Here is a 25279-nt window from a genome sequence, read left to right as displayed (position 1 = left end):
GAAGTCTAAAATAAAAAACCTCAAGTGTATTTTACATTTGAGGTTTTTATATGATTTAAAAAACAAATTATTTTTTAGCCGGAATTTCTTTTTTCCCACTGTGTAAGATCTTTTCAAGGATTCTTAAAGTAATCAGATAAGTAGGTTTCACTCCTGTAAGGCCTAAGCCTCCTGAAGAAAGTGTACTTCCTGTCTCCAATGGATTATCTGAAGCATAGTACGCATAACATACAAACAGATCCGGTGCAATATGATGTCTGATTTTAGACGCCACCTGAATCGCTTTCTGGTAATGTGCTCCTTCCATTTCAAGACCAATTGCTTTCCATGAAGTGTTCATAAAGTAAGAAAGGATATCTCTGTTTTGAAGTGATGTTCCTAATACAGTAATCATCGGGCCTTCAAACGCTTTTAGTTCATCATCTTTAAAATCATCCAGTTTTAAAGCATTTTCAAAAGGATAGTTATCCGCTGTTCCTTCAAAAATATGGGCAGTAGGAATCATAATGTCTCCTTTTCCTCCGGCAAGGATCCCGGCTTTACCCATGATAGAAACGGATTTCACTTTCATCATATACACCTCTCCTTTATGCTCAAAAGGTCTAAGTAATTCATCCATTACCTCAAAAGCCTGCTCTCCGAAAGCATAGTCGAAAACCATGATCACATCGTCGCCACCATATTTTATACCGCTGAACGGAGTGTTTTTAAGGTCTGTTTTGCTTAAATCAATGATTTGAACATCTATATTACTTCCGCTCTTATCATTAATATAAATCAAACCTTCCTCTAAAGCATATTTTGAAACCTTGTCGCGAAGTTCTTTTTTATCAGAAATCTCTCCGTACAGTTTGTAATCTACTTCTTTGTTGTCTTTTTTCTTTAAGGCATCATTTCCATACAGCATATTTTTCACTGAGTGCATATTGGCAGAAATAATGTGCAATGGACGCATATGAAGATTGTTTTCAAATAAAACTTCTTTCACTTTGTTGGCCCATTTTTCACCAAAATAGTGATGCCCTACTCTTTCCTTTAATATAGCACTGAAATGAATCTCTCTTTCTCTCGTCTGTTTTGCATCTTCCAGACTTACTTTTCCTAAGTTGTAGATGATTTTGAATAAACGGTCTGGATTATCATCATCCCCAAAAGCATTGTAAGCGTTCAGGGCTTCTTCAAAAGTTCTTCCTATTAAAGAAGATAAATGAATAAGAGCAACCTCTTTTTCTTTTCTGCTGAATTTTTTCTCTCCCTTTACGACTTCTTCGATAATTTTAAAAGCACGTGTAGGTTTCCAGTTTTCATCCTGAATGAAAGCAAGGTTTCTCACTTTATCGGCTTCTATAAATAAGAATGTTAAGTGGGTAAGAATGTCATAAATTTCAGAACGTCCCAAAAGAACTTCAATATTCATCTGGTGTTCATCTATCCTGTAACAGTTTCTTCTTCTTTTTTTAGGAACAATGGGTTCGAAACTTCCTTTATCAAAACCTTCATCCGATGTAAGATGAATAAACGCACATTCTTCAATCCCTTCCGGAAGTCTGTCTAAAACGTACATCAAACCATCTAATTCCATTTTATTAGGAATATTCATGGTACCATAAATCTCTGGATTGATAGTCTTTAACAAACTTCTGATACTTTCTCCAGAAACACCGGCAGGTTTAAAAAAACCTCTGTAAAAGAGGTGTCTCATAGAAATATACAATCTTTCAATTGCTTCCGTTGTTTCTCTAGCTCTAGAATTTGTCATAAAATAAATTTCACACAAATATACAAAATCTTCGCTCAACTTATTTTAAGTATCTTTTAACAAGCAGTTTAAATTTGTATCTTTAGAATTGTAAAATGCATATCATAAAATGCATTGTGATGTTTATTAAAGGGCTAAACATTACCTTTCACCAGCCAATCACCCTATTAAAAATAGTTAAACCATCGTTTGATTTTCATAAATTTTACAAATACCCCTAAAAAATACAGGGGTAAAATATTTTCAATTCATTTTTTTTGTAAATTTGCCCTGTAAAAATTAACCTTATTATGTCAACTTTAAGATTCAAAGCGTTAGAAACTTTACCATTTAAGGACTTCAGAAGAGATAATTCTGTTGAGGTTCCTGGAAAACTGTCAGAATTATTCTGCCAGAATGTTTTCTCAGAAGAGACCATGAGAGAATATTTAACCAAAGAAGCATTCCAGTCTATTATGGATGCTATCAAAAAAGGAACAAAGATCCAGAGACACATTGCAGATCAGGTAGCAGTAGCTATGAAAGACTGGGCAATGAGTAAAGGAGCGACTCACTACACACACTGGTTTCAACCTTTGACAGGAACTACTGCAGAAAAGCACGATTCTTTCTTCACTCCTATCGAAGGAGGCAGAGCCATTGAAAGATTCAGCGGAAACCTGTTGATCCAGCAGGAACCTGATGCTTCTTCTTTCCCGAACGGGGGAATCAGAAATACCTTCGAAGCAAGAGGGTATACGGCTTGGGATCCTACTTCTCCTGCATTCATTATGGGAACTACTTTATGTATTCCTTCTATCTTTATTTCTTATACAGGAGAAACTTTAGATTATAAAGCACCTCTTTTAAGAGCTTTGAATGCTGTAGATGAAGCTGCAACCAATGTAATGCAGTATTTTGACAAAAACGTAACAAAAGTAACTCCTACTTTAGGCTGGGAACAGGAATACTTCCTAGTTGACTCTGCATTATACCAATCCCGTCCGGATCTTGTTTTAACAGGAAAGACTTTATTAGGACATTCTCCTGCTAAAGGACAGCAGCTGGACGACCACTATTTCGGTTCTATCCCAACAAGGGTAATGAACTTCATGAAAGAACTGGAAATTGAATGTATGAAGTTGGGGATTCCCGTAACAACAAGACATAACGAGGTTGCCCCTAACCAGTTCGAACTTGCCCCAATGTTTGAAGAAGTAAACGTTGCCGTAGACCACAACTCTTTGTTGATGGATATCATGGCTAGAATTGCTCACAAGCACCATTTCCATATTTTATTCCATGAAAAGCCATTTGCAGGAGTAAACGGAAGCGGAAAGCACAACAACTGGTCTTTAGCAACGGATACTGGTGAAAACCTGCTAAGCCCCGGGAAAAATCCTAAGAAAAACTTACAGTTCTTAACATTCTTCGTGAACACAATCAAAGCGGTTTACGAATACGCTGACCTTTTAAGAGCAAGCATCGCCTCTGCAAGCAACGACCACAGATTAGGTGCTAACGAAGCTCCACCGGCAATTATTTCCGTATTTATCGGAAGCCAGCTGTTCAGAGTATTGGAAGAACTGGAAAAAGTAACGGAAGGAAAGCTTTCTCCGGACGAAAAAACAGACCTTAAATTAAATGTAGTTGGAAAAATCCCTGAAATTCTTCTAGATAATACAGATAGAAACAGAACTTCTCCGTTTGCATTTACCGGAAATAAATTCGAGATCAGAGCGGTAGGATCTTCTGCCAACTGTGCAGAATCCATGACTGTAATGAATACGATCGCCGCTAAACAATTGATCGATTTCAAAAAAGAAGTTGATGCTCTGATTGAAACAGGACTTAAGAAAGACGAAGCGATCTTCAATGTATTGAGAGAGTACATCAAGCAGTGCAAGAGCATTATGTTTGAAGGTGATGGATATTCTGATGACTGGGCGAAAGAAGCTAAAAAGAGAGGTTTAAATAACTTAAAAACTACTCCGGAAGCACTTAAGCAGGAAATGGATAAAAAATTCGTTGATCTTTATGAAGAAATCGGAGTATTTACGCACAGAGAGGTTGAGGCAAGAAACGAAATCAAACTAGAAAAATATTCTACTGTTATTGATATTGAAGCAAGAGTTTTAAGTGACATCGCAAGAAACCACATCATTCCTTCTGCTTTAAATTATCAGAACAGACTGATTGAGAACGTAAAAGGTCTTAAAGAAATATTCCCTGATAAAGAATTCAAAACATTGGCGAAAGAGCAAATGAGCTTAATCACTAATATCTCTGAAAACGTTTCCAAGATCAAACTGGGCGTTGAGGACCTTATCAAAGCAAGAGAAGCAGCGAAGGCTGTATCAAATAGTCAGAAGCAGGCAGAAACATACTGCAGCAAAGTAATTCCTTTATTCGATGTGATCAGAGAAGCTTCTGATGATCTTGAAATGATGGTGGATGATGAACTTTGGCCAATGACTAAATATAGAGAAATGTTATTCACAAAATAACATCTGTAAAGTTCCATATTAGTTAAATCCCCGGAAAACTGGGGATTTTTTTTGATTTATTAACAGCTACAAAAAGTGGAGTTTTAAATCACGAAATCCGATTAATAAAGGAAAAGCTATTTATTATGTTAAAGAATCTTAATAAAAAAAACCGCAGACTCGCCAAAAATAGGCGGTTGCGGTTTGTTTTTCTTTAACATACTTAAATAATATGTTAAAATGTGTTAAATAAAGAACCTGACAATAATCATATCAGGGGTCTTTTGCTCGGAATCTCTACTTTTGTAATGCTTTTGAAAATAAATATTCCTTTTAACACGGATAATCAAATATATATGAAGAAAAGAGTTTTGTTTTATTTAGTTGCTTTAGTGTCTACAGTTTCTGTTCAATCTTGCGCTACAAATTATGTAGTTTCACAGCCAGCAACTTACGCTAAAGAATACAAAACAGATGCCAAACTAGCTTCTATTGATAATAAGAGAATAGAGCAGGATAAGCAAAGACTTATTGATTCTTTCCTGGCGGAAAAGGCGGCATCTATCGCAAACGCGAAAAAAGCTATTAAGAATTCTGAGATTGCAAAGGCAGTCAAATACAATAAAACCATCGACAATATCCTTACAGAAGCTGAAACATACCTTGGAACTCCTTACAGATACGGAGGAATGACGAGAAGAGGTATTGATTGTTCAGCTTTCGTTCTTTCTGTATTCGGAGCAGCAGCAGGGCTTAGCTTACCAAGAGTAGCAGCTTCTCAGGCTCAGGAAGGAGAAAGCATTGATAAAAGTGAGCTTCAGAAAGGAGATCTGATTTTCTTTTCACACGGAAGAAGAATCTCTCACGTAGGTATCGTAGAAAGTGTAACTGAAGAAGGTGAAATTAAATTCATCCATGCAGCCACTTCTAAAGGGGTAATGATCTCATCGCTGAATGATTCTTACTGGGGACCTAAATTCAGGTTTGCAAAAAGAGTAATCAACGAGAACGGAGATGCTTATAATAATCTTGCATCTTCTACTCCATCCGCAGCGACAAGTTTTTAATTTTAAATAATTGATTTAAATAATGAAGCCATCAGAATCTGATGGCTTTTTTATTTTTTAATTATTCCACTTTTTTACTACTCTGTCTTTTCCTGCACAAAATCCACGCCTTCAGTAAGAGGAATGACGTATAAGTAACGTAAAAAAGGGAGGTTTACGACTTGTTTTGTTTAGCTCGCAGGAATAATTATTTTGGCTAAAGCCGTAGAAGAATATATTAAATACAAAGGCGGGCTAAAGCCCACCTCTATAAATTTTAATTATTCAAGCAGAAGACATCTTCCGTTATCGTCTAATCCCTATCAATTTCAATGTCCAGCTTATAAAGAAGTCCATGCACCTCAGAAAGGGAAAATTTAGCCTTTTTAAGACGATTTACGGAAGGATCTATAGAATAATTGAAGGAAGTCCTGAAATCTGTTTTTTCAAGGTTGGTATTGTCGAAAATGGCTCTGGAAAGATCACATTCTAAAAATATTGAATTGGACACATCGCATTCAGCAAAATCGGTTTCAATTAATCTGGAATTTTTAAATACTGTTTTCTTAATTGAAGTTTTGTAGAATACGGCATCATTCAGTAGACATTCATCAAATGTAAAGGAAAGTCCGAAATCGTTGCAGTCATTAAACTGAAGCCCGAACATTTTACATTCTATGAAAGCTGTGTCATGAAAAGAGGTTTTCACCAGTTTTGCCATACTCAGATTACATCCGGAAAATTCGCAGTCCGTAAAGCTGAAACCTGAAAGATCTGCATATTCAAAGCTACAGTTTCTGAAGGTGCAGTTCTCGTATTCCCCTTTTTCGAAAGGCTGTTCATTAAAGTTTATGTTTTGATAATTTTGATCCAGAATATATGCTTGCATCAGGTCTGTCTTTATGCGAATGGGTCTATTTCCTCTATATTTAGGGAATATGAAAATGAGCTTACAGTTATACCAGACTGTTCTTATCCGAATAATTCAGTTTAAAGAAAATAAAAGTCATCATAGAAAAGGCAAGCAGCGAGCTTCCTCCATAACTGAAATACGGAAGCGGAATACCCACCGTCGGGAAAAGCCCCATAACCATTCCTAAATTGATGGTAAAGTGCATCATGAGGATGGAAGCAAAGCAATACCCAAATACCCTGTTAAAAGTAGATTTTTGCTGTTCTGCGAGATAATAGATGCGTCCGATGTAGATCATGTAGCATAAAACCAGCACGGCACTTCCTATAAAGCCCCATTCTTCGCCTACTGTACAGAAAATATAATCGGTTTCCTGCTCGGGAACAAATTTCCCCTGTGTTACTGATCCTTCACGGTATCCTTTTCCTACAAGCCCACCAGATCCTATAGCTGTTTTTGAATATAATAAGTTGTACCCGGAAGTATCTCTGAACGCTTTTTCTCCTTTGTAAAGAACCTCAATTCTTTCTCTCTGGTGCTTTGGAAGTTTTTCCAGAATATAGGGTGAGCCGAAAGCCAATCCGCACAACAGCAGAATTGAACCGGCAATTCCTGAAATAGAAATTACATCCCAAGACATTCTGTGATAATTCATGGCGATCAAAATCCCGGCAATTACAACTACCGTCAATGCCACATAAACAGGAGGTATAGCAAGAGAGACTAAAAAGACTCCAGCAAAAATAAACCCAATTCCAAACAGAAGCCCATTCAGGCCTTCTCTGTATAATGCTATAAAGAATGCTATAAATACAAGCATGGAACCCACATCCGGAATCGCCAAAACGACTACTGCTGGAATCCCGATAATAGCTAAAACAGTCCAAAGTGATTTTTTAACTTTCAAATTAAAATCCGGTCCGGAGACGTAGTTGGCAAGCATAAGAGCGGTTCCTATTTTCGCAAATTCTACCGGCTGCATGGTAAAGCTTCCGAACTTATACCAGTTTTTCTGGCCAAGGATTTCTTTCCCAAACGGGAAAAGCCCAATGAGAAGCAAAACACCGCCAATGTAGATAATCGCAGACATGTTCTCGAAGAACTTGCTTCTCCCTACGAATATAATAAGCCCCACAAATAGGGATATACAGAAGAAAATCAACTGTTTTTCTCCAAGTTTCTGATCAACACTATAAATATTTGCAATCGCAAAAATGCAAAGCAGAAAATACAGCCCGAGTCCTAGTTTATCTATTCCTTCTGCCCATTTCATCGCTTTACGTTTTTAGTGTTGTTCTTTGTTTCTTCTTCTATTTTCTTCTTCAGTTTTGCTTTCTGCTCTTTGATAAAGTTCAGGCTGTCCTGTTGTCTTTTCAGCTTAACAGAATCTACTTTAGGATCTTTATACAATCCTTTACGTTTGAGATCTGCTACCCACTGTCTTTTGTACTCAGGCATAAAGCTGGCACTGGTCATTTTCTTGTAAAGATTTTCTCTCTTAAGATCCCCGGTTATATATTTTTCAGCGATCACGGTACAGGCGGGACCAGCCCATGTTGCTCCAAATCCGGCATGCTCCATTACTGCTGCTACTACAATCCTTGGTTTGTCAGCCGGAGCAATCAATACAAAGATAGAGTTGTCTTTTCCCTGAGGAACCTGTGCAGTACCTGTTTTTGCAAGCTGAGTAAAGTCGTTGGATTTCAAACTTCTTGCAGTACCTCTCAAGACCACAGCCTCCATACCTTTCAGTACAGGTTCGAAATGTTTGGGATCTACAAGGGTTTTATGTTTAGTCTTAAATCTTGGATCAGGATTCGGCTTGCCATCAATAGATTTAACGATATGGGGGGTGTAAAACCAGCCTTTATTGGCAATGGCAGCCACATAGTTTGCCAACTGAAGAGGAGTTACCAAAACGTCACCCTGACCCATTCCATTAAAAATAGAACCATTCATCGTATAGTCTGAGCTCCAGTTTTTCTTTCCGCTTCTTTTTTCGTAAAACTTCCCGGTAGGAATTCTACCTGGAGAACCTACGGCAATATCATTATTCAGATACTCTCCTACTCCAAAGCTGCTCATAATTTTTTTCCATTCATCAACTCCTTTGGAAGGATCACCCGGATATTTATTCATGATAGCAATAAATGCATGCGAAAAATAACAGTTACTGGAAACCTGGATAGAAGGAATAAGAGGATCTGCACCACCATGTCCTTTAATTCTTAACCCCTTATAATAAAATCCGCCTCCACAAGGGAAAACCGTATTTTCGTCCATTACTCCCATTTGCATTCCTGCCAGGGCAGTCAGCAACTTGAAGGTAGAACCTGGAGGGTAAGCTGCCTGAACAGACCTGTCAAATGTAGGCTTGTTTTCGTATAAGGTATCTTTTGATAATGCGTAAAGGTTCTTTGATTTGTAAGGACCTGTAAATAAGTTGGGATCAATATCCGGGCCTGTTGCCAGGGTAAGAATTTCCCCATTATTCGGGTCTATTGCTACAATTGCACCATGCTTATCAACCAGCATTTCTTCAGCCATCCTTTGCAGGTCATAGTCAATGGTTAAGGTAATATCTTTACCGGTAACCACATCTTTATCTAATGCACCGTTTTTGTATGAACCAATATTCCGAAGCTTAATATCTTTCTGAATATATTTCATCCCTTTTATACCGCGAAGATCTTTCTCATAAGATTTCTCAACTCCTGTTTTCCCGATAAAGTCTCCGGGAAGGTAATAAATGGAATCTTTTTTAATTTCTCTTTCATTAACTTCACTGGTATACCCTAAAAGGTTTCCGGAAGTGGACACTTCATACTGACGCTGAGGTCTGGAAACAATACTGAATGCCGGATACTTGAAAATAATTTCCTGCACCCTGGCAATATCTTCCCTGCTGAGGTCCTTCAGAAAGGTCATAGGAGTCAGCTTTGAATAGTATTTTTCTTTCTTAATGATATCGATTCTTTTAATAAAATCCGCTTTACTGATCTGCATCAGGTTACAAAACCCGACGGTATCAAAATCCGGTTTCATTAAGGCCTGCGTAAAGGAAATCTCATAGGCAGGCTGGTTTCCTACTAGGATCTTTCCGTTCCTGTCAAAAACAACTCCTCTCTGTGGGATAACGTATTCAATTTTAATAGATGTATTCGCTGCATTTAAAGCATAACGGTCTGTAAACAGCTGCAAATAAGCAAGCCTCGCCACAAAAATAAGGGCGATGACTACGAGGGCAGAAAAGATTTTTAAATAACGTGTGTTCAAACTTTTTGTTTGATTTTAAATATTAATGCGTAAACCACTATAAATATAAAGGAAATTATACTTGTGATCACCACATTAAGTAATATTTCAAAAAAACGGCTAAATTTAAAAAATTCTATGTACTGCACTAAAAGCTGATGCAGGAAGATACTCGAAAACAGAAACAGTAAAAACTGCGCCCATTGAAGGGACTGAAAAGAGAAAAAGTCTGTAGAAGTATCTGTGGAAGTTCTGAAAATCAAAGTTCTGAAATAGGCGATCAGCGTTGTTGCAAAAGCATTGATTCCCCATGAGTAAAGGAATGCGTCTACAGAAAGTCCTATTAAAAAGCTTAAAGCTAAAAACTGATATTTATTTCTGAAGAAAGGATAAAACATGACGAATACCGGATAAAGAACCGGGGTGTACTTTCCGAAAATAGTGATCCTGTTCAGTACAAAAATCTGTAATGCAACCAGGAAGATCATGATCAATATATCGGTAAATAGAGTCCTGCTAATCATTTTCTTTTTTTATTACGGTCTGCAATGTATCCTGAATTCTCTGTACCTCAGCTTTTTTAAGGTTCTTTACAACAAATACTTTGCTTAAAGCTCCCATTTTTTCACTTAGCTCTACCGAGATATCCCAGAAACCTGTTTTATTGTCTACAGAATATCCGGCAATAGTACCAATCATTACCCCTTTAGGGAAAATAGCTGATTTACCGTCTGTAACAACGGTATCACCTACTTTTAAGGCTACATATTTAGGGATGTCTGCAAGATGCATTACTCTTGAATTATCACCATTCCATGTTAAAGTTCCGAAATATCCTGAATTTTTCAACGAAGCGTTGATTCTGATCCTGTTAACACTCAGAACAGACTGAACCAAAGCATAGCTGTCCGTAGAATTGATTACAATTCCGGCAATCCCTTTAGGAGCCATTACGCCCATCTGAGGAAAAACACCGTCTCTGCGGCCACGATTAATTGTAAAATAATTATTTCTTCTGTTGATACTGTTAAAGACGATTTCGCCATCTACAAAGGTATAGATCTGGCCACCGCCTAATGTATCATGTACTTTTCTGAATACAGGATTTTTTGCCCCTTCTTTGCCATAAAGCTGGGTCATCAGGGCTTTGTTCTGGGCAACAAGATCTTCATTGATCTGCTTCAGCTTCAGATATGAAACTCCTTCATCAATATACCCCGAAATCCATGAATTCAGCGCAGCCGACTGGCCAGCTACCCATGATTTCTGCATGGCATTTTTAGAGAATATCAGAACCAGAGCAACAATCTGCAGGAATATAAAGAAGACAAAAAGGGCGTTCTTCGAAAATAGTCTCAGCAAAAATCCCATTCAGATATATAGTCGTAAAAGGTTAAAATTATTTAATTAAGAAATTGAATTTATCCATATTCTTAAGGGCAATACCTGTTCCACGAACAACAGCTCTCAACGGATCTTCTGCAACAAATACAGGAAGACCGGTTTTTTTGTGCAATCTGTCCGCAAGGCCTCTCAATAAAGCACCTCCACCAGCAAGATAGATACCCGTTTTATAAATATCGGCAGCCAATTCCGGCGGAGTAAGAGAAAGTGTTTCCATTACAGCGTCTTCAATTCTGATGATAGATTTGTCCAATGCACGTGCAATTTCCTTATATCCTACCATGATCTCTTTTGGCTTTCCTGTAATAAGGTCTCTACCCTGTACCGGGATATCTTCAATATCAACATCAAGATCTTCCACTGCGGAACCAACTTCAATTTTAATTCTTTCAGCTGTTCTTTCCCCAATGTAAAGATTATGGTGAGTTCTCAGATAGTAAGCAATGTCATTTGTAAATACATCACCTGCAATTTTCACAGATTTGTCACATACAATACCTCCTAAAGCTACAACCGCAATTTCCGTAGTACCACCACCTATGTCGATGATCATATTACCTTCAGGTTTCTGCACATCGATTCCAACTCCTATTGCTGCAGCCATTGGCTCGTAGATCAGTCTTACTTCTTTTGCGTTTACTTTCTGAGCAGAATCTCTTACCGCTCTCTTCTCAACTTCAGTAATACCGGAAGGGATACAGATAACGATTCTTAGTGCCGGCTGAATAAATCTGCCTTTAATTCCGGGAATCTTTTTGATAAATTCCTTAATCATGTGTTCAGAAGCGTGGAAATCTGCAATAACACCATCTTTCAATGGACGGATTGTTTTGATGTCCTCATGAGTTTTACCCTGCATATGCTTAGCCTGCTCACCGACGGCAATCGGCCTACCCGTAGAACGTTCAATTGCAACAATTGACGGTTGATCTATAACAATTTTATTATTATGGATGATAAGGGTATTGGCAGTACCAAGGTCTATCGCAATTTCTTGCGTAAACATATCAAATAAACTCATATTTTTCTTCTGATTTTAAGATTACAAAGATATAAATTTAACACCACTAAAGAAATTTAACATGAATATAATTTGGTTAAAATTTTATTAAAATTCACAATTGTTTATTAACTTTTGATTTAATCATTTACGGAGCCTGATTTAAACTAAAATTGACCGGGGAGGAAAGACAGAGCCGAAAGATAAAAACACCTCCGTTAAAAGCAATAAAATAACATCAGCAAGATTATAATAGGTTGATTATAAAATATTTCTACGCTACGAGCTATTTTATAAACTTAGAAGCTTTCTCTTCCTACTTCTTTTTTCTTCCTTATCACCATAGTTTTTCACGATAATTATCATATACATTATCAGAGAATGGTTAATTAAAAAATCCGTAAATTTGCGCTGCTTATGTTACAGTATTCCAATATCCATCAGACCTCAAACTTTGCTGTACTTTCCATTAGCTATGAAAAGGCTGATGTGGAAACGAGAGGGAAGTTTGCATTTTTTGATGATAACATCAAGAATTTTGTCGCCAGGGTCCATACTATGGATTTAGGAGATGCATTTGTGGTTTCTACCTGTAACAGAACCGAGATCTATACCACTTCTCCAAATTATCTCCTGGTTGCAGAAGAATACTGCAAGACAATCGGAGTAAACCTTACAGATTTTCTTCAGTTTGCCAATATTCTGACCAAAGAAGAGGCCCTTATCCATCTTTTCAGGGTGGCAGCCGGACTGGAAAGCCAGATTATCGGAGATTTTGAGATCATCGGACAAATCAAAAAAGCATACAGCCGTTTTAAAAAAGAAAGACAGAATTCCAATCCATATCTGGAAAGAGCCATCAATGCAGCGATCCAGATTTCGAAAAGAATTAAAAATGAGACAGGAATTTCCAACGGAGCCGCTTCTGTGTCTTATGCTGCCGTTCATTATATTTTAAACAGCCAGAAGAAAATTACAGAAAAGAACATTCTTCTTTTGGGTGTGGGTGAGATCGGGCAAAATACGGTTGAAAACCTGGTCAAACATGTCTATCAGCCAAAAATTAAAATTGCTAACAGAACTCAGGAAAAAGCTGAAAAAATTTCCCAGAAATACAGTATTCCTCATGTTGATTATTCTGATTTTGACAGGGAATTAAAAAACACGGACATTCTTATTGTTGCCACAGGAGCCAAACATCCTATCATCAACAAATCTCATTTCCCGAACGGGAAAGAAACCTTGGTGATCGACCTTTCTATTCCTCACAACGTTGAAAAAAATGTTACCGAGAATGAAAATGTAACCCTGATTGATGTAGATGAGCTTTCCAAACAAATCCAGGAAACGATTCAGCAGCGGGAAAAAGAAATTCCAAAAGCTGAAAAAATCATTAAAGAGCTGATGAAAGAGTTTCTGGAATGGGAAAAAAAGAGAAAGCTGGCACCCAATATTCACCATTTCAAAGCTGTTCTCAAGAATATGGAACGCAATGAAATGCATAATTTTTATAAAAAAAATAAATACATAAACATCACGGACATGGAGCTTTCTGACAAAATGATTCAGAAAATCACCAACCGTTTTGCAAAATTTATCATCGACAATCCTTTAAAAGCCGAAGAAATTAGTAAATTAATGCACGAAATATTAGTTGAACAACCAAACAACGAATTCAATGAAAAGCATTAGAATCGGAACAAGAAATTCCGCATTGGCACTTTGGCAGGCAAGAGAGGTTGCCAGGAACCTTCAAAATCGTAATTATTTAACGGAAATTGTTCCTATTGTATCTTCCGGCGACAAAAACTTAAATCAACCACTTTATTCATTAGGAATCACCGGGGTTTTTACAAGAGACCTTGATGTTGCTCTATTGAATAACGAAATTGATATTGCCGTTCACTCTTTAAAGGATGTTCCGACGCAACTGCCTCAAAATATCGAGATCGTTGCTTACCTGGAAAGAGATTTCCCTCAGGACGTACTGATCAGAAAAGAATCTTCAAGAAATAAAGAGTTCCATGAACTTAAGCTAGCCACAAGCAGCTTAAGAAGAAGAGCATTCTGGTTAAAGAATTATCCTCATGCTGAGTTTTCTGATATCCGCGGGAATATCCAGACCCGTCTCCAGAAACTGGAAGAAGGAGATTTTGATGCTACTATTCTTTCTCTGGCAGGAATCAAAAGAATGAAAATGGACATTGATTATGAAATGCTTCCGCTAATGATCCCGGCTGCTTCGCAGGGAGTCATTGCTGTTGCCGGACATTCTGATAAAACAGAGATCAATGAAATCCTAAGCCAGATTAATCATAAGAAAACCCAGATCTGTGTAGAGATCGAAAGAAATTTCCTGAGCACACTGGAAGGCGGATGCACCGCCCCAATCGGAGCTTTTGCTGAGATGATCGAAAACCAGATCCGCTTCAAAGCCGCTCTTTGCTCATTGGATGGCAAAAACTGTATTGCTACCGATGAGAACTTTGAATATAATGACACTGAAAATTTTGGAGAGAAGTTCGCCAAAATCGTTCTTGAAAACGGCGGAAAAGAACTGATGACTGAAATTAAGAATTCGTATTAAGAATTTTTAAACAGATTGAACGTTTATATTCGTAAGTGCAGAACAATGAAAAAATCCTTTTTTTTATTCATATTTCTATTTTGTGCATTTATTGCAAATGCGCAGAATAAATTTGGGCTTCAGCTGTCCAGTTCTGCTTTGACGCTAATAGACGGCTCCGTTAAGTACGATCCTGCCTATTTTGTCCTCAAATATCCCAACGGTGATGTCCCGGCTGACAAAGGAGTTTGCACAGATGTTATTATAAGAGCCTATAGAAAACTCGGTATTGATCTGCAAAAAGAAGTACATGAGGATATGGTAAAGAACTTTTCAAAGTATCCGAAAACCTGGGGATTAAAAAAACCTGACACGAATATTGATCACAGAAGGGTTCCCAATCTTGCCGTATTTTTTTCTAAATTTGGAAAAGTAAAATCTACTGAAACCAATCCTGCACTTTATGTTCCGGGAGATATTGTAACGTGGATTTTACCGGGAAACCTGACGCACATCGGAATTGTCGTCAATAAAAAATCTGCTGACGGAAAAAGATTCCTGATTGTGCATAATATAGGAGGCGGACAGGTTTTGGAAGACTGTCTCTTTAAATATACCATCACAGGACATTATCAATACCCCAAATAAGCTGCTTTTATGAAAAACCTCATCTATGCTTTATTTGTATTGTTATCATGTTATACGAAAGCTCAAACCAACGAGTTTAAAATCGTCAGCAAGCCTATCGATTATTCTCAGGAGAGAGTCCGTTTAAGTTTGGAGTACCTTAAAGATCATCATCATATTGTACAAAACTCACCAACAATTTCTCCTAAAATAATTGTTCTGCATTATACTGCAGGAGGGACTGTTGAAACCAATTATAAATATTTCAATAAAACTCACCTGGAATCTGCCAGAAATGTTTTAAAGAAACAGAGCACTTTAAATGTCTCTTCGCAGTTTATTGTAGACCGGGATGGCACCATTTACCAGCTTATGGAGCCTAATATGTTTGCAAGACACACGATAGGCCTTAATTACTGTGCAATCGGCATTGAAAATATAGGAAGCAGGAAGCAGCCGCTTACAGAAAAACAGGTTTTATCCAATGCTCAGCTGATTAGGCATTTGACTAAAAAATACAATATAGAATATCTGATAGGCCATTCAGAATATGGTGTATTCAGAGGTTCTAAACTTTGGAAAGAGACGGATCCGGATTATTTTACTGTCAAAGACGATCCGGGGAAAGATTTTATGACGAAAGTAAGACTGTTAGTGACTGATCTGCATTTAAAAGACAAACCTTAATTTAATGAAAATTCTGTTTACCAAAATTATAGATGCCTCGCTGTTATCCAAAGAATTAGGATCGGATATTTCGGCTGAATGTATTGAGGTAATCAAGACAGAGCCTATAAAAACAGCTGCATTTGATTTAAAGAATTATTCCCTGATTTTCACCAGTGTCAACGGAGTGATTTCATTTTTCAACAATCAGTTTAAACCCAACGAGGATTTTACAGCAAAAAACTACAATAAAATATATTGCGTTGGTGAAAAGACGAAACGTGAACTGAGAAAACACGGTTTCGGAACATTTAAAGTTCTGAAAAATGCGGAAACCCTTTCAAGATTTATCATCGGAAACTGCCAGCACGAACAATTCCTTCACTTCTGCGGTAATCTTGCCATAGATGTCCTGGATAATGATCTTCCTTTGCAGAATATCAGCTACAAAAAGATCACGATTTATAAAACCGAAGAGCTCTATCCTTCCGTACCTGAAAAATATCATGCTGCAGTTTTTTTTAGTCCAAGCGGAGTTCGTAGTTTTGCAAAACTCAACTCTTTAGAAGGAATGAAGATTTTTTCCATCGGGGAAACTACCTCAGGTGAGCTCAGAAAGCACACTACAGAAGAAATCTTTACATCAGAAGAAAACAATCTGGCTTCCATTTTTGAATTGATAAAAAAGGAACTTTAAACAGCCGCACGCCTGGCTGGTAAAAATAATGAGTGCCGGCAACGGCCGTATTAGTTTAAATAAATTATGATTAAAAACGACTTATATTTAAAAGCACTCCGCGGAGAAACTGTAGAAAGACCGCCGGTATGGATGATGAGACAGGCCGGAAGATATCTGCCGGAATTCATTGCTCTCCGGGATAAGTATGACTTCTTCACAAGATGTCAGACTCCCGAGCTGGCTGCTGAAATCACGATACAGCCCATCAAAAGATTTCCGTTGGATGCTGCGATCCTTTTCTCTGACATTCTTGTAGTTCCTCAGGCAATGGGAATTGATTTCAAAATGAAGGAATCAGTTGGCCCGTGGCTGGACAATCCTATCAGAACGGCGGAACAGGTGCAGAATATTGAAGTTCCTGATGTTAATGATACGCTAGGTTATGTTTTTGATGCAATTGAACTGACTCTTCAAAAGCTGGATAATGAAATTCCATTGATCGGTTTTGCGGGGTCTCCATGGACGATCCTGTGCTATTGTGTGGAAGGAAAGGGAAGCAAAGCGTTTGATATTGCAAAATCATTCTGTTTCCAGCAGCCGGAAGCAGCTCATTTACTGCTTCAGAAGATCACAGACACTACCATTGCATATTTAAAAAGAAAAGTTGAAAAAGGAGTTTCTGCGGTTCAGGTTTTTGATTCATGGGGTGGAATGCTTTCTCCTACGGATTATCAGGAGTTCTCATGGCAGTATATCAATCAGATCGTTGAAGCATTAAGCCCTCTTACCCATGTCGTGGTATTTGGAAAAGGATGCTGGTTTGCTCTTGAGGACATGACGATGTCTAAAGCATCTGCTTTGGGTGTGGACTGGACGATTACTCCGGAATTTGCAAGAACATTAACGAACCATACGATGACGCTTCAGGGAAATTTTGATCCTGCAAGATTACATTCTACTCCGGAAACCATCAAAAAAATGGTAACTGAGATGATCAACCGTTTTGGAAAAGACAGATATATTGCTAACCTCGGACACGGAATTTTACCTAATATTCCCGTTGAAAACGCAGAAGCATTCATCAGAGCGGTTGTTGACTGGAAACCGAATCTTTAAATTAAAAATCATAAAAAAATCCCTTTCAAAACAATTGAAAGGGATTTTTTTTATCAACTGATTAATTCATTTCTGTAATAAAAGCTTCTTTAGGCTTTCTCACTTTCGTAAGATTCACCAACCAGTCATTTGATGCATCTCTGTAACCGATTGGCAGCAACAATACGCTCTTTAGTCCTTTTTCTTTCAGATTCAAAACTTCATCTACAGCTTCGGGAGAAAAACCTTCCATTGGTGTAGAATCCACTTCTTCAAAGGCTGCTGCGATAATGGCAGCACCAAATGAAATGTAGGCCTGTTTGGCAGCATGGGTAAAGTTTTCTTCCGCTGATCTCTGAGGATAGGTTCCCAACAGCATCTGTCTGTAGTTTTCCCAGCCTTCGTTTTTAAAGCCTCTAATCTCGTTGGTAAGGTCAAACATACTGTTGATTCTTTCTTCCGTATAATTATCCCAGGCAGCAAACACCAGAAGGTGAGAGCAGTCTGTAATCTGCGGCTGGTTCCATGCGTGAGGCTTAATCTGTTCCTTTACTTCCGGGTTGGTAACCACGATAATCTCAAAAGGCTGAAGTCCGCTGGATGTAGGTGCCAGTCTTGCAGCTTCTAATATTTTATCCACTTTTCCCTGTGGTACTTTCTGACCGTTCATTGCTTTGGTGGCAAATCTCCAGTTCAGTTTTTCAATTAATTCCATTAAGTTAAATTTAGACCAGACAAAATTAGCTCAAGAAGTAAAATACATGTACACAAAAATTGCTATTTGTGCTATTGGCAGAATCTATTGTAATGAATATAATTAAATAACATTTACAATAATTTTATTCTTTTCTGATCTTTTTACTTGTTATTTCTTTTTTATTATCTATCCGAATGAAATAGTATCCTTTTTGCAAATCAGAAAGATCATATCTTTCGTGCGCTCCAATGAAGCTTTTGACTTTCCTGCCCGCCATATCAACTACCGCGACCTCAGAATCAAATTTCAAATTATCCGATTGAATATATAGATAGTCTTGTACCGGATTGGGATACACCTGTATTTTATCTGCAAGAGAAACTTCCGAAGTTCCCAATACTCCTGATGTAATAACTACATCATCTACCGCAACTCCAAAGGAGTAATCTCCCGCGTCATCATATATAAATCTCAGTTGAAAGTTAGCATTGGCATATGGAGCTAAATTGATACTTCCTGCCAGGCTATAGGCTGTAAGAATATAGGAGAGTGTACTGAGGTCAATAATCCAGGTTCCGGAAGCTCCTGAAGAGGCAAATATCTGTACCCAGGATGTCCCGTTAAAGACTTCAACCTTCAAGGTAGAATTAAGTTCATAAATCTGGTTGGCATATTTAAATGAAAGCTTTGGATTTGAAACTGCAGAAAGATTAATAACAGGTGATATTAATCTCGCATTGGTATTTACACTGTTTGGCCCTGCATTATCATCATCAAAAAAGGCTGCCCCGCTGGGAAACGAGGCAAAACCGCTCACAGTTCCCACCTCCCAGTTGTAGACGGTATCCGGATTATTAGTAGTCCATCCCGAAGGCAATACGGCTCCGTTAAAGTTCTCAGAGAATACCTGTGCATTATAAAATCCACAAGTGATCAGAAAAAATAGTATTTGTTTTTTCATGATATATTAATTATTAGTTTCAATAAAATTATCAATTAATATTCACTAGAAAACCAACATTTAACATAATATTTACTCACAAACAGCATGTTAAATTAAAAAAAGCAGTCGATTAACTGCTTTTTATATTGTTTATCCCAACATTTTCTGGGCTTTCTTTACGCCTTCTACAAGCCTGTCGATTTCATCAAAAGTATTGTAAACCGCAAAACTGGCTCTTACCGTTCCGGCTATATTGAAAAAATCCATGATAGGTTGTGTACAGTGGTGGCCTGTTCTCACAGCAATTCCCATTTTATCCAGGATCATTCCTACATCTGAAGATATTCCTACTCCTTCCAGATTAAAGGAAACTACACCTACTCTTTTAGCCTTCTCTCCATAAATCTTTATGTTTTCCAGCTCCAAGAGTTTTCTCTGGGCATATTCCAGTAAGGCATTTTCATGATTCTGGATATTTTGTCTGCCTATTTTTTCAATAAAATCAACAGCCGCACCCAGTGCAATATTCCCTCCAACATTTGGAGTTCCTGCTTCGTACTTAAAAGGAAGCCCGGCATACGTAGTTCCATCGAAAGAACATGTAGCAATCATCTCCCCTCCTCCGTGAAATGGCGGAAGATCTTCCAGGATTTCCTGTTTTCCATAAAGGATGCCTGTTCCCATCGGAGCATACATCTTATGTCCTGAAAAAACAAAGAAATCACAGTCCATCCGCTGTACATCGATATCGAAGTGAGGTGCAGACTGGGCACCGTCAATCACAATATAAGCATCTGAATTTTTTCTTGTCCTGGCAATAATCTCTTCTACAGGATTTACAATTCCCAAAGCATTGGAAACCTGGTTTACAGAAACCACTTTTGTCTTCTCGCTAAGAAATTCATCCAGATAGTTCAATTGAAGAATACCATTTTCATCAATCGGGATTACTCTTAGCTTTGCCCCAGTCCTTTCGCAAAGCAGCTGCCATGGAACAATATTGGAATGGTGTTCCAGGTAAGAAATGATAATCTCATCATCTTTTTTAAGCTTCTGCGTCAGAATGTAGGCGATAAGGTTCAGACCTTCCGTTGTTCCCTTTGTAAAAATGACTTCAAAATCATGTTTAGCATTGATAAATTTCTGAATCTTTCTTCTTGAAAGCTCCATTTCTTCGGTAGCTAACTGGCTTAATGTATGAATTCCTCTATGAACATTGGCATTAATCTCTGTATAATAGTCATTCCAGACCTTTAAAACAGAAACCGGTTTCTGTGATGTTGCTGCATTATCTAAGTAAACCAATGGTTTACCATTCACTTCGCGGTTTAATATAGTAAACTGACTTCTTATTTCCTGAATGTCAAACATTTATTAAAATTTTAAATTAGATTGCTCTTATTTAGAACACTTCAAATTTACGGCTTTTTTTCTGAAAGGACATAGTGGCTTAAAGGCTGATATTGGTCAGGCGATAGAAAAATTCGATGAACAGAATAGCCCTCATATAATTATCATCATTTTATCACAAAATAAAAACCTGCCAATAGATTGACAGGTTTATATTGTTTGTTGAATAAGCAAATATTATTCTGCAGATTTTTCTTCTGTTGTAGGAACGTCAGGAGACTGTGTTGCCACTTCTTCTGCTGCTTCTTCATCTTCATCATCTTCTGCTACTGCACCACCTTTCATTGCATTTCTAGACATCTTAACAGCCACTACAACTGCATTGTCAGGGTGTACGAAAGAATATCCTTCAGCTTTGATCCCTCCTACATAAATCTTGTTACCGATTCTTAATGGAGTAACATCTACAACTACCTCATCAGGTAAGTTTGCAGGGATAGCTTTCACTTTTAATTTTCTGAAAGACTGACGTAAAACACCACCAGCCACAACACCTTTAGAACGTCCGGTAATTCTTACAGGAACTTCCATAATCACTGGCTTATCAGCAGATAACTGATAGAAGTCTGCATGTAAAATTTTGTCCGTAATTGGGTGGAACTGAATATCCTGAAGAACAGCTGAAATTGTTTTTCCGTCTAGTTCAATAGATACCGTGTGTGCTTCAGGAGTGTATACTAAACCTTTGAAAGCTTTCTCTTCAGCAGAGAAGTTTAAAGGTGCTTCACCTCCATAAACAACACAAGGAACTAATTCAGCATCACGTAAAGCTTTTGTAGACTTTTTGCCCACGCTTTCTCTTTTTGTACCTTGAATTGTAATAGATTTCATTTATAAAAATTTAAAAAATTGTTTTTGTTTAATTTTGCAATTCGCTAAAAATCAATTAAATAACAAACTTACTACTAATTGATTGATGCTCATGAACCATCTTCATAACGTCCGCAAATAATGGGGCGCAAGATAGCACTTTTATTTTAGTTGACAAATTATTTTTAACAGGAATTGAGTCAGTTACAATAACTTCCAGCAATTTAGAGTTTTCAATATTTTCGTATGCTTTTCCGGAAAGTACTCCGTGAGTAGCCATCGCTCTTACTGATTTTGCTCCTTTTTCCATTAAGATATCTGCCGCTTTACAAAGTGTACCCGCAGTATCGATCATATCATCAATAAGGATCACATTTTTGCCTTCCACATCACCGATAAGGAACATCTCTTCTACAACATTTGCTTTTTTTCTTTCTTTATAGGCAATTACTACTTCAGCACTCAGGTGACCTGCATAGTTCTTCGCTCTTTTTGCTCCTCCCATATCCGGTGAAGCAATGGTAAGATTATCCAGGTTTAAAGCTCTGATATAATCTACGAAGATACTTGAAGCATACAGATGATCTACCGGAATTTCAAAGAATCCCTGAATCTGGTCTGCATGCAGATCCATTGTCATAATTCTTGTTGCTCCTGCAGCTGTTAATAAATTAGCAACCAGTTTTGCGCCTATCGGAGCTCTTGGCTTGTCTTTTCTGTCCTGTCTCGCAAGTCCGAAATAAGGAATTACAACAGTAATGCTTTTTGCGGAAGCTCTTTTCGCAGCATCAATCATCAATAGTAGTTCCAGCAGATTGTCTGCAGGCGGGAAGGTAGATCCGATTAGGAAAACTCGTCCTCCTCTTACTGACTCATCCAAAACAGGCTCGAATTCCCCGTCGCTGAACTCCTGAAAGTTGATTTTCCCTAACTCTTTCCCATAATATTGGGCAATGTTTTCTGCCAAGTCCTTACTGGTTCTTGTACAAAATAGATAACTTAACTGATCGGCCATTTTTACTTTTTAAAGATTTTGCAAATTTAAAAAAAAACCACAAGAATTACTCTTGTGGTTTCTAAGTTTTTATTTTCCTGCTATTATTACGGGAATTTTACTCCTGAATATTTATTAGGATCTACCTGTGGCAGTGTAGATTTATACTTTTGATTAATCGATTTGATAAACTCGTTGGCAATAACCGCATAACCTCTTCCTGTAAGGTGTACACCATCAAGAGAGAAAGCTCCACCGGTCACAAATTTGGCAGTATATCTTACCCCATCGTAGAGGATACCCGACTTTCCATTAAGCTCAACCATTTTAGCATTCCCATCTACAAAAGCTAACCCATAAGAATCAGCAAGTGATTTTATAGAATTATTATAGGCATCTACAGCCGTTTTTACATAAGAAGCCTCTGTTTTCGTCAATACATGCTGATTTTGCAGCGGATAAGAAATTCCATAAACATTTGCAGGCGCTGGCGCACCAGGTGCAGGAGTTCCAATTAGAGAACTTGTTGTAAGAAGGATATAATCTTCTGATGTAGCCTGTCTTGCCTGTCCAAAGATTTGTCCAAACGCAGTTGCTGTAGGCAATCCTAAAGAAGGAGTCAGAGCAGCCGTAAGCTGTGCAGACAGATTCGTAAGAGCAACATCTTTTATCAAAACAGGATTGGAAGAAGTAGAAGAAAGCAGATTAATTCTGTCTCCAGCTCCAAAAGCAGTAAGCGCCTGTTTCAATGGCCCATATAAGTTTGTATTAAGAGTGGCTAAATTTGCTCCTAAAGTTGTTGGTGTTAAAGGATTGTAAGGAACTGTCGTAAAAAAAGGAATAGAAGTAACATAAGGAATATTAGCAATAACTCCTTTTGTTGTTCCTACACTTTTAAGACCATCCAGTACATTTTTAATAGATCCTGCTACAAGATTAGGATCAGAAATATCATTGGATTTATAAGTTAACGGGTTTACATTCCCACTCTGAACTGTTGCCGGAGTATAAGTAGTAACCCCTCCTACAGTCTGAGAATTCGCACCTCCATTGGTCGCATAAGACAATACATCATTATTACCAATCCAAAGAGAGAAAAATGTAGGTTTCTGAGCCATTGCGTCCTGTAAAACAGAAGTTGTCGGAGAAGTAGCAAATCGCACGAAATAAGGATTAGCAGCACCTAGAGCAAGGTTCGCAGAGCTTCCGTAACCTGGCGCAACCAAATGGAAAGATTTCGCCCCCGGAACCCCCATATTGTGGTAAGGTCCACCGGCAGTTACATTATCTAATGCTGCTGCAGGACTGCTTGCAACCGGACCCAAGCTTCCGCTTGCTGTCACCTGAAGAGTCAATTTTCCAGGAAAGCCAGGCAATCCGATAAATCCACCTACATCATTTGGCATTAAAGGTTGTTTAAATGCTCCGCCGCCCGCAAGCTTCATCTGCATTGCAATAATACTTGGGTATGATTCATTTTGTCCGCTGCTATAAAGAGCCCCATCCCTGTAACCGGATGTCAACGAGTTCCCCAAAGAAACATAATTAGAAAAGTTTGCCTCGCCGCTTGTTATCTGGATATCTTTTACATCAGTATCAAAATCATTCTCACAGCTTGTTGTAAAAAGAAGTGCGGAAACGGCAAGTGTTGATATTATAATTTTTTTCATAGTCTTTCAATTAAAAAGGGTTGTACGATAAACCTAAACCAAAGTAAAATGCTCTAGCTTTTGCCTGTCCATTAAAGCCAAGACTAGCATTTCTTACATCTCTGGCCTGAGGAAGGGCATATCCTCCTGCTATATCAACTCCAAACTGCTTTAGTTTAAAGCCAAGACCTCCGGTAATTACATATGTATTAAATGATGGCGTTTCCGGGATGAAATTCTCGTCAGTGTATGGTGACTCATCATAATAAGCTCCCAGACGTCCGAAGATCATATCCGTGAACGCGTACTGAGTACCCAATCTGAATGTTTTTGAGTTTCTAAAGTTTTTAGGAGACACAAGAATTGTTGGATCTGGCTGATTCCCCACTGGAGCAGTAGCAAAATCCAGAGTCAGCTTGCTGTATCTTTCCCATCCGTGGTAGTTAAAGTCAGCTGAAATTAACCATTTCGGTGTTACTTTATATGTTAAACCAATGGTATATTCTTCTACTAAAGGAAGTGTTGCTGTAAATTTATCCTGTCCTGTACTTGGGTCCAGTCCTAATAACGGATAAATAGATGCTGATGGGAACTTGAATGTTGCAGTTCCTTTTTTAGCCTTCATATCTATAGGTGAACGGTAAGCAATACTGATATCTAATTTAGGATCAGGTCTGAAATAGAAACCGAATCCGTAACCGTGTCCGCTTGCCTTTTCGTCTTTAATATTTAATTCACCTCCAAACTGCGTTACCGCTTTATCCCAGTCTACTTTACCTTTTGCATAAATATAGCTCGCCCCGAATGACATCCAAGGTGCCAGCTTTACAGAGACCATCGGCTGAAAATAGAAGCTCTTAAGCTCCAGTTTTTGAACCATTTCTTTCCCCTCCCAATCGCTTGGCCACTGGATTGTACTTCCGAAAGGTGTTGTAAAACTGAAACCAACAGATAAATTCTCTATCGGTCTATAAGCAACCGCAGCATATAACGGAGTACCAATAGGATTATCTGTTTCTGTACTCTGCAAAGTATTTAAGTTTTGAAAAGTAACTTTATTACTTGCACCGAACCCTCCTGCTACTATACTCAGTTTGGAAGGAATAAATGACATCCCCGCCGGGTTAAAGAATGCCACACTTGCATCTTCGGCATGAGCACTAGTATGCGCCATTGCCAATTGTTTCACTCCCTGCAGAGATACCCTGAAGCCTCCCGCGTAAGATAAAACACCCGCCAATAAAGCAGTTGATACTAATATTTTTTTCATAGACTGTTTATTATATAACCCAAATATAAAA

General features: G+C 38.0%; 22 protein-coding genes. 8 read left to right on the top strand and 14 right to left on the bottom strand.

The genetic code is table 11. The features are described from left to right. Positions 1-67: 67 nt before the first annotated feature. A complete protein-coding gene (locus tag DRF61_RS04185; protein ID WP_111954350.1) occupies positions 68-1759 on the bottom strand; it encodes a DUF6909 family protein in 1692 nt (563 codons plus the stop codon). Between the two features lie 290 nt (positions 1760-2049). On the opposite strand from DRF61_RS04185, the gene DRF61_RS04180 reads away from it, so the two are divergent. Beyond that, positions 2050-4245 carry a glutamine synthetase III family protein gene (locus tag DRF61_RS04180; protein ID WP_111954348.1) on the top strand — a complete coding sequence of 732 codons (2196 nt, stop codon included), beginning with the start codon at positions 2050-2052 and terminating at the stop codon, positions 4243-4245. Between the two features lie 335 nt (positions 4246-4580). Beyond that, entirely contained in the window at positions 4581-5291 is a 711-nt protein-coding gene (locus DRF61_RS04175; protein ID WP_111954416.1) for a C40 family peptidase, read from the top strand. A 292-nt stretch (positions 5292-5583) separates the two neighbouring features. Here the strand turns inward: DRF61_RS04175 and DRF61_RS04170 are convergent, their stop codons facing one another. The 6 genes from DRF61_RS04170 to DRF61_RS04145 form a co-directional block, all read right to left on the bottom strand. Then, complete coding sequence (locus tag DRF61_RS04170) at positions 5584-6159, bottom strand: pentapeptide repeat-containing protein (RefSeq protein WP_111954346.1); 576 nt, start codon at positions 6157-6159, stop codon at positions 5584-5586. Positions 6160-6226: 67 nt separating this feature from the next. Next, a complete protein-coding gene (rodA, locus tag DRF61_RS04165; protein WP_111954344.1) occupies positions 6227-7456 on the bottom strand; it encodes a rod shape-determining protein RodA in 1230 nt (409 codons plus the stop codon). Next, positions 7453-9459 (bottom strand): penicillin-binding transpeptidase domain-containing protein, encoded by a 2007-nt coding sequence (locus DRF61_RS04160; RefSeq protein ID WP_111954342.1) that lies wholly within the window; start codon positions 9457-9459, stop codon positions 7453-7455. Before DRF61_RS04160 ends, rodA begins: the two co-directional genes overlap by 4 nt. Next, positions 9456-9962, bottom strand: a complete 507-nt coding sequence (locus DRF61_RS04155) for a hypothetical protein (protein WP_034724152.1) — start codon at positions 9960-9962, stop codon at positions 9456-9458. The genes DRF61_RS04160 and DRF61_RS04155 overlap by 4 nt, the downstream gene beginning before the upstream one ends. Next, the gene (gene mreC / locus DRF61_RS04150; RefSeq protein ID WP_111954340.1) at positions 9955-10809 is read right to left on the bottom strand and encodes a rod shape-determining protein MreC; all 855 of its coding nucleotides are present in this window, start codon (positions 10807-10809) and stop codon (positions 9955-9957) included. Before mreC ends, DRF61_RS04155 begins: the two co-directional genes overlap by 8 nt. A 28-nt stretch (positions 10810-10837) precedes the next feature. Beyond that, positions 10838-11863 carry a rod shape-determining protein gene (locus tag DRF61_RS04145; protein ID WP_034700899.1) on the bottom strand — a complete coding sequence of 342 codons (1026 nt, stop codon included), beginning with the start codon at positions 11861-11863 and terminating at the stop codon, positions 10838-10840. Positions 11864-12259: 396 nt separating this feature from the next. Between DRF61_RS04145 and hemA the strand changes: the two genes are divergently transcribed. From hemA to hemE, 6 genes are all read left to right on the top strand, one after another. Next, entirely contained in the window at positions 12260-13534 is a 1275-nt protein-coding gene (gene hemA, locus DRF61_RS04140) for a glutamyl-tRNA reductase (RefSeq protein ID WP_111954338.1), read from the top strand. Next, positions 13521-14429 (top strand): hydroxymethylbilane synthase, encoded by a 909-nt coding sequence (gene hemC / locus DRF61_RS04135; RefSeq protein ID WP_111954336.1) that lies wholly within the window; start codon positions 13521-13523, stop codon positions 14427-14429. Before hemA ends, hemC begins: the two co-directional genes overlap by 14 nt. 45 nt (positions 14430-14474) lie before the next feature. Further along, positions 14475-15056 carry a DUF1287 domain-containing protein gene (locus DRF61_RS04130; protein WP_111954334.1) on the top strand — a complete coding sequence of 194 codons (582 nt, stop codon included), beginning with the start codon at positions 14475-14477 and terminating at the stop codon, positions 15054-15056. A gap of 9 nt (positions 15057-15065) precedes the next feature. Continuing rightward, complete coding sequence (locus tag DRF61_RS04125) at positions 15066-15722, top strand: peptidoglycan recognition protein family protein (RefSeq protein ID WP_111954332.1); 657 nt, start codon at positions 15066-15068, stop codon at positions 15720-15722. A gap of 4 nt (positions 15723-15726) precedes the next feature. Continuing rightward, on the top strand, positions 15727-16398 hold the full coding sequence (locus tag DRF61_RS04120) for a uroporphyrinogen-III synthase (RefSeq protein ID WP_111954330.1): 672 nt from the start codon (positions 15727-15729) through the stop codon (positions 16396-16398). A gap of 66 nt (positions 16399-16464) precedes the next feature. Then, positions 16465-17496 (top strand): uroporphyrinogen decarboxylase, encoded by a 1032-nt coding sequence (hemE, locus tag DRF61_RS04115; RefSeq protein ID WP_111954328.1) that lies wholly within the window; start codon positions 16465-16467, stop codon positions 17494-17496. Between the two features lie 61 nt (positions 17497-17557). Here the strand turns inward: hemE and DRF61_RS04110 are convergent, their stop codons facing one another. The 7 genes from DRF61_RS04110 to DRF61_RS04080 form a co-directional block, all read right to left on the bottom strand. Further along, entirely contained in the window at positions 17558-18190 is a 633-nt protein-coding gene (locus DRF61_RS04110; RefSeq protein ID WP_111954326.1) for an NAD(P)H-dependent oxidoreductase, read from the bottom strand. 124 nt (positions 18191-18314) lie between these two features. Next, positions 18315-19133 (bottom strand): T9SS-dependent choice-of-anchor J family protein, encoded by an 819-nt coding sequence (locus tag DRF61_RS04105; RefSeq protein ID WP_111954324.1) that lies wholly within the window; start codon positions 19131-19133, stop codon positions 18315-18317. 132 nt (positions 19134-19265) lie between these two features. Next, the gene (locus tag DRF61_RS04100) at positions 19266-20486 is read right to left on the bottom strand and encodes an aminotransferase class V-fold PLP-dependent enzyme (RefSeq protein WP_111954322.1); all 1221 of its coding nucleotides are present in this window, start codon (positions 20484-20486) and stop codon (positions 19266-19268) included. 216 nt (positions 20487-20702) lie between these two features. Beyond that, positions 20703-21356, bottom strand: coding sequence for a 50S ribosomal protein L25/general stress protein Ctc (locus DRF61_RS04095; protein WP_111954320.1), 654 nt, complete (start codon positions 21354-21356; stop codon positions 20703-20705). 55 nt (positions 21357-21411) lie between these two features. After that, the gene (locus DRF61_RS04090) at positions 21412-22350 is read right to left on the bottom strand and encodes a ribose-phosphate pyrophosphokinase (RefSeq protein WP_111954318.1); all 939 of its coding nucleotides are present in this window, start codon (positions 22348-22350) and stop codon (positions 21412-21414) included. A gap of 86 nt (positions 22351-22436) precedes the next feature. Next, positions 22437-23999 (bottom strand): SGNH/GDSL hydrolase family protein, encoded by a 1563-nt coding sequence (locus DRF61_RS04085; protein WP_111954316.1) that lies wholly within the window; start codon positions 23997-23999, stop codon positions 22437-22439. Between the two features lie 10 nt (positions 24000-24009). After that, complete coding sequence (locus tag DRF61_RS04080) at positions 24010-25248, bottom strand: OmpP1/FadL family transporter (RefSeq protein ID WP_111954313.1); 1239 nt, start codon at positions 25246-25248, stop codon at positions 24010-24012. Positions 25249-25279 lie beyond the last annotated feature (31 nt).

Source organism: Chryseobacterium lathyri (assembly GCF_003290185.1).
Lineage (GTDB): Bacteria > Bacteroidota > Bacteroidia > Flavobacteriales > Weeksellaceae > Chryseobacterium > Chryseobacterium lathyri.
The sequence above is the reverse complement of the archived record's forward strand: the minus strand, read 5'-3'. Positions and strand labels throughout refer to the sequence as shown.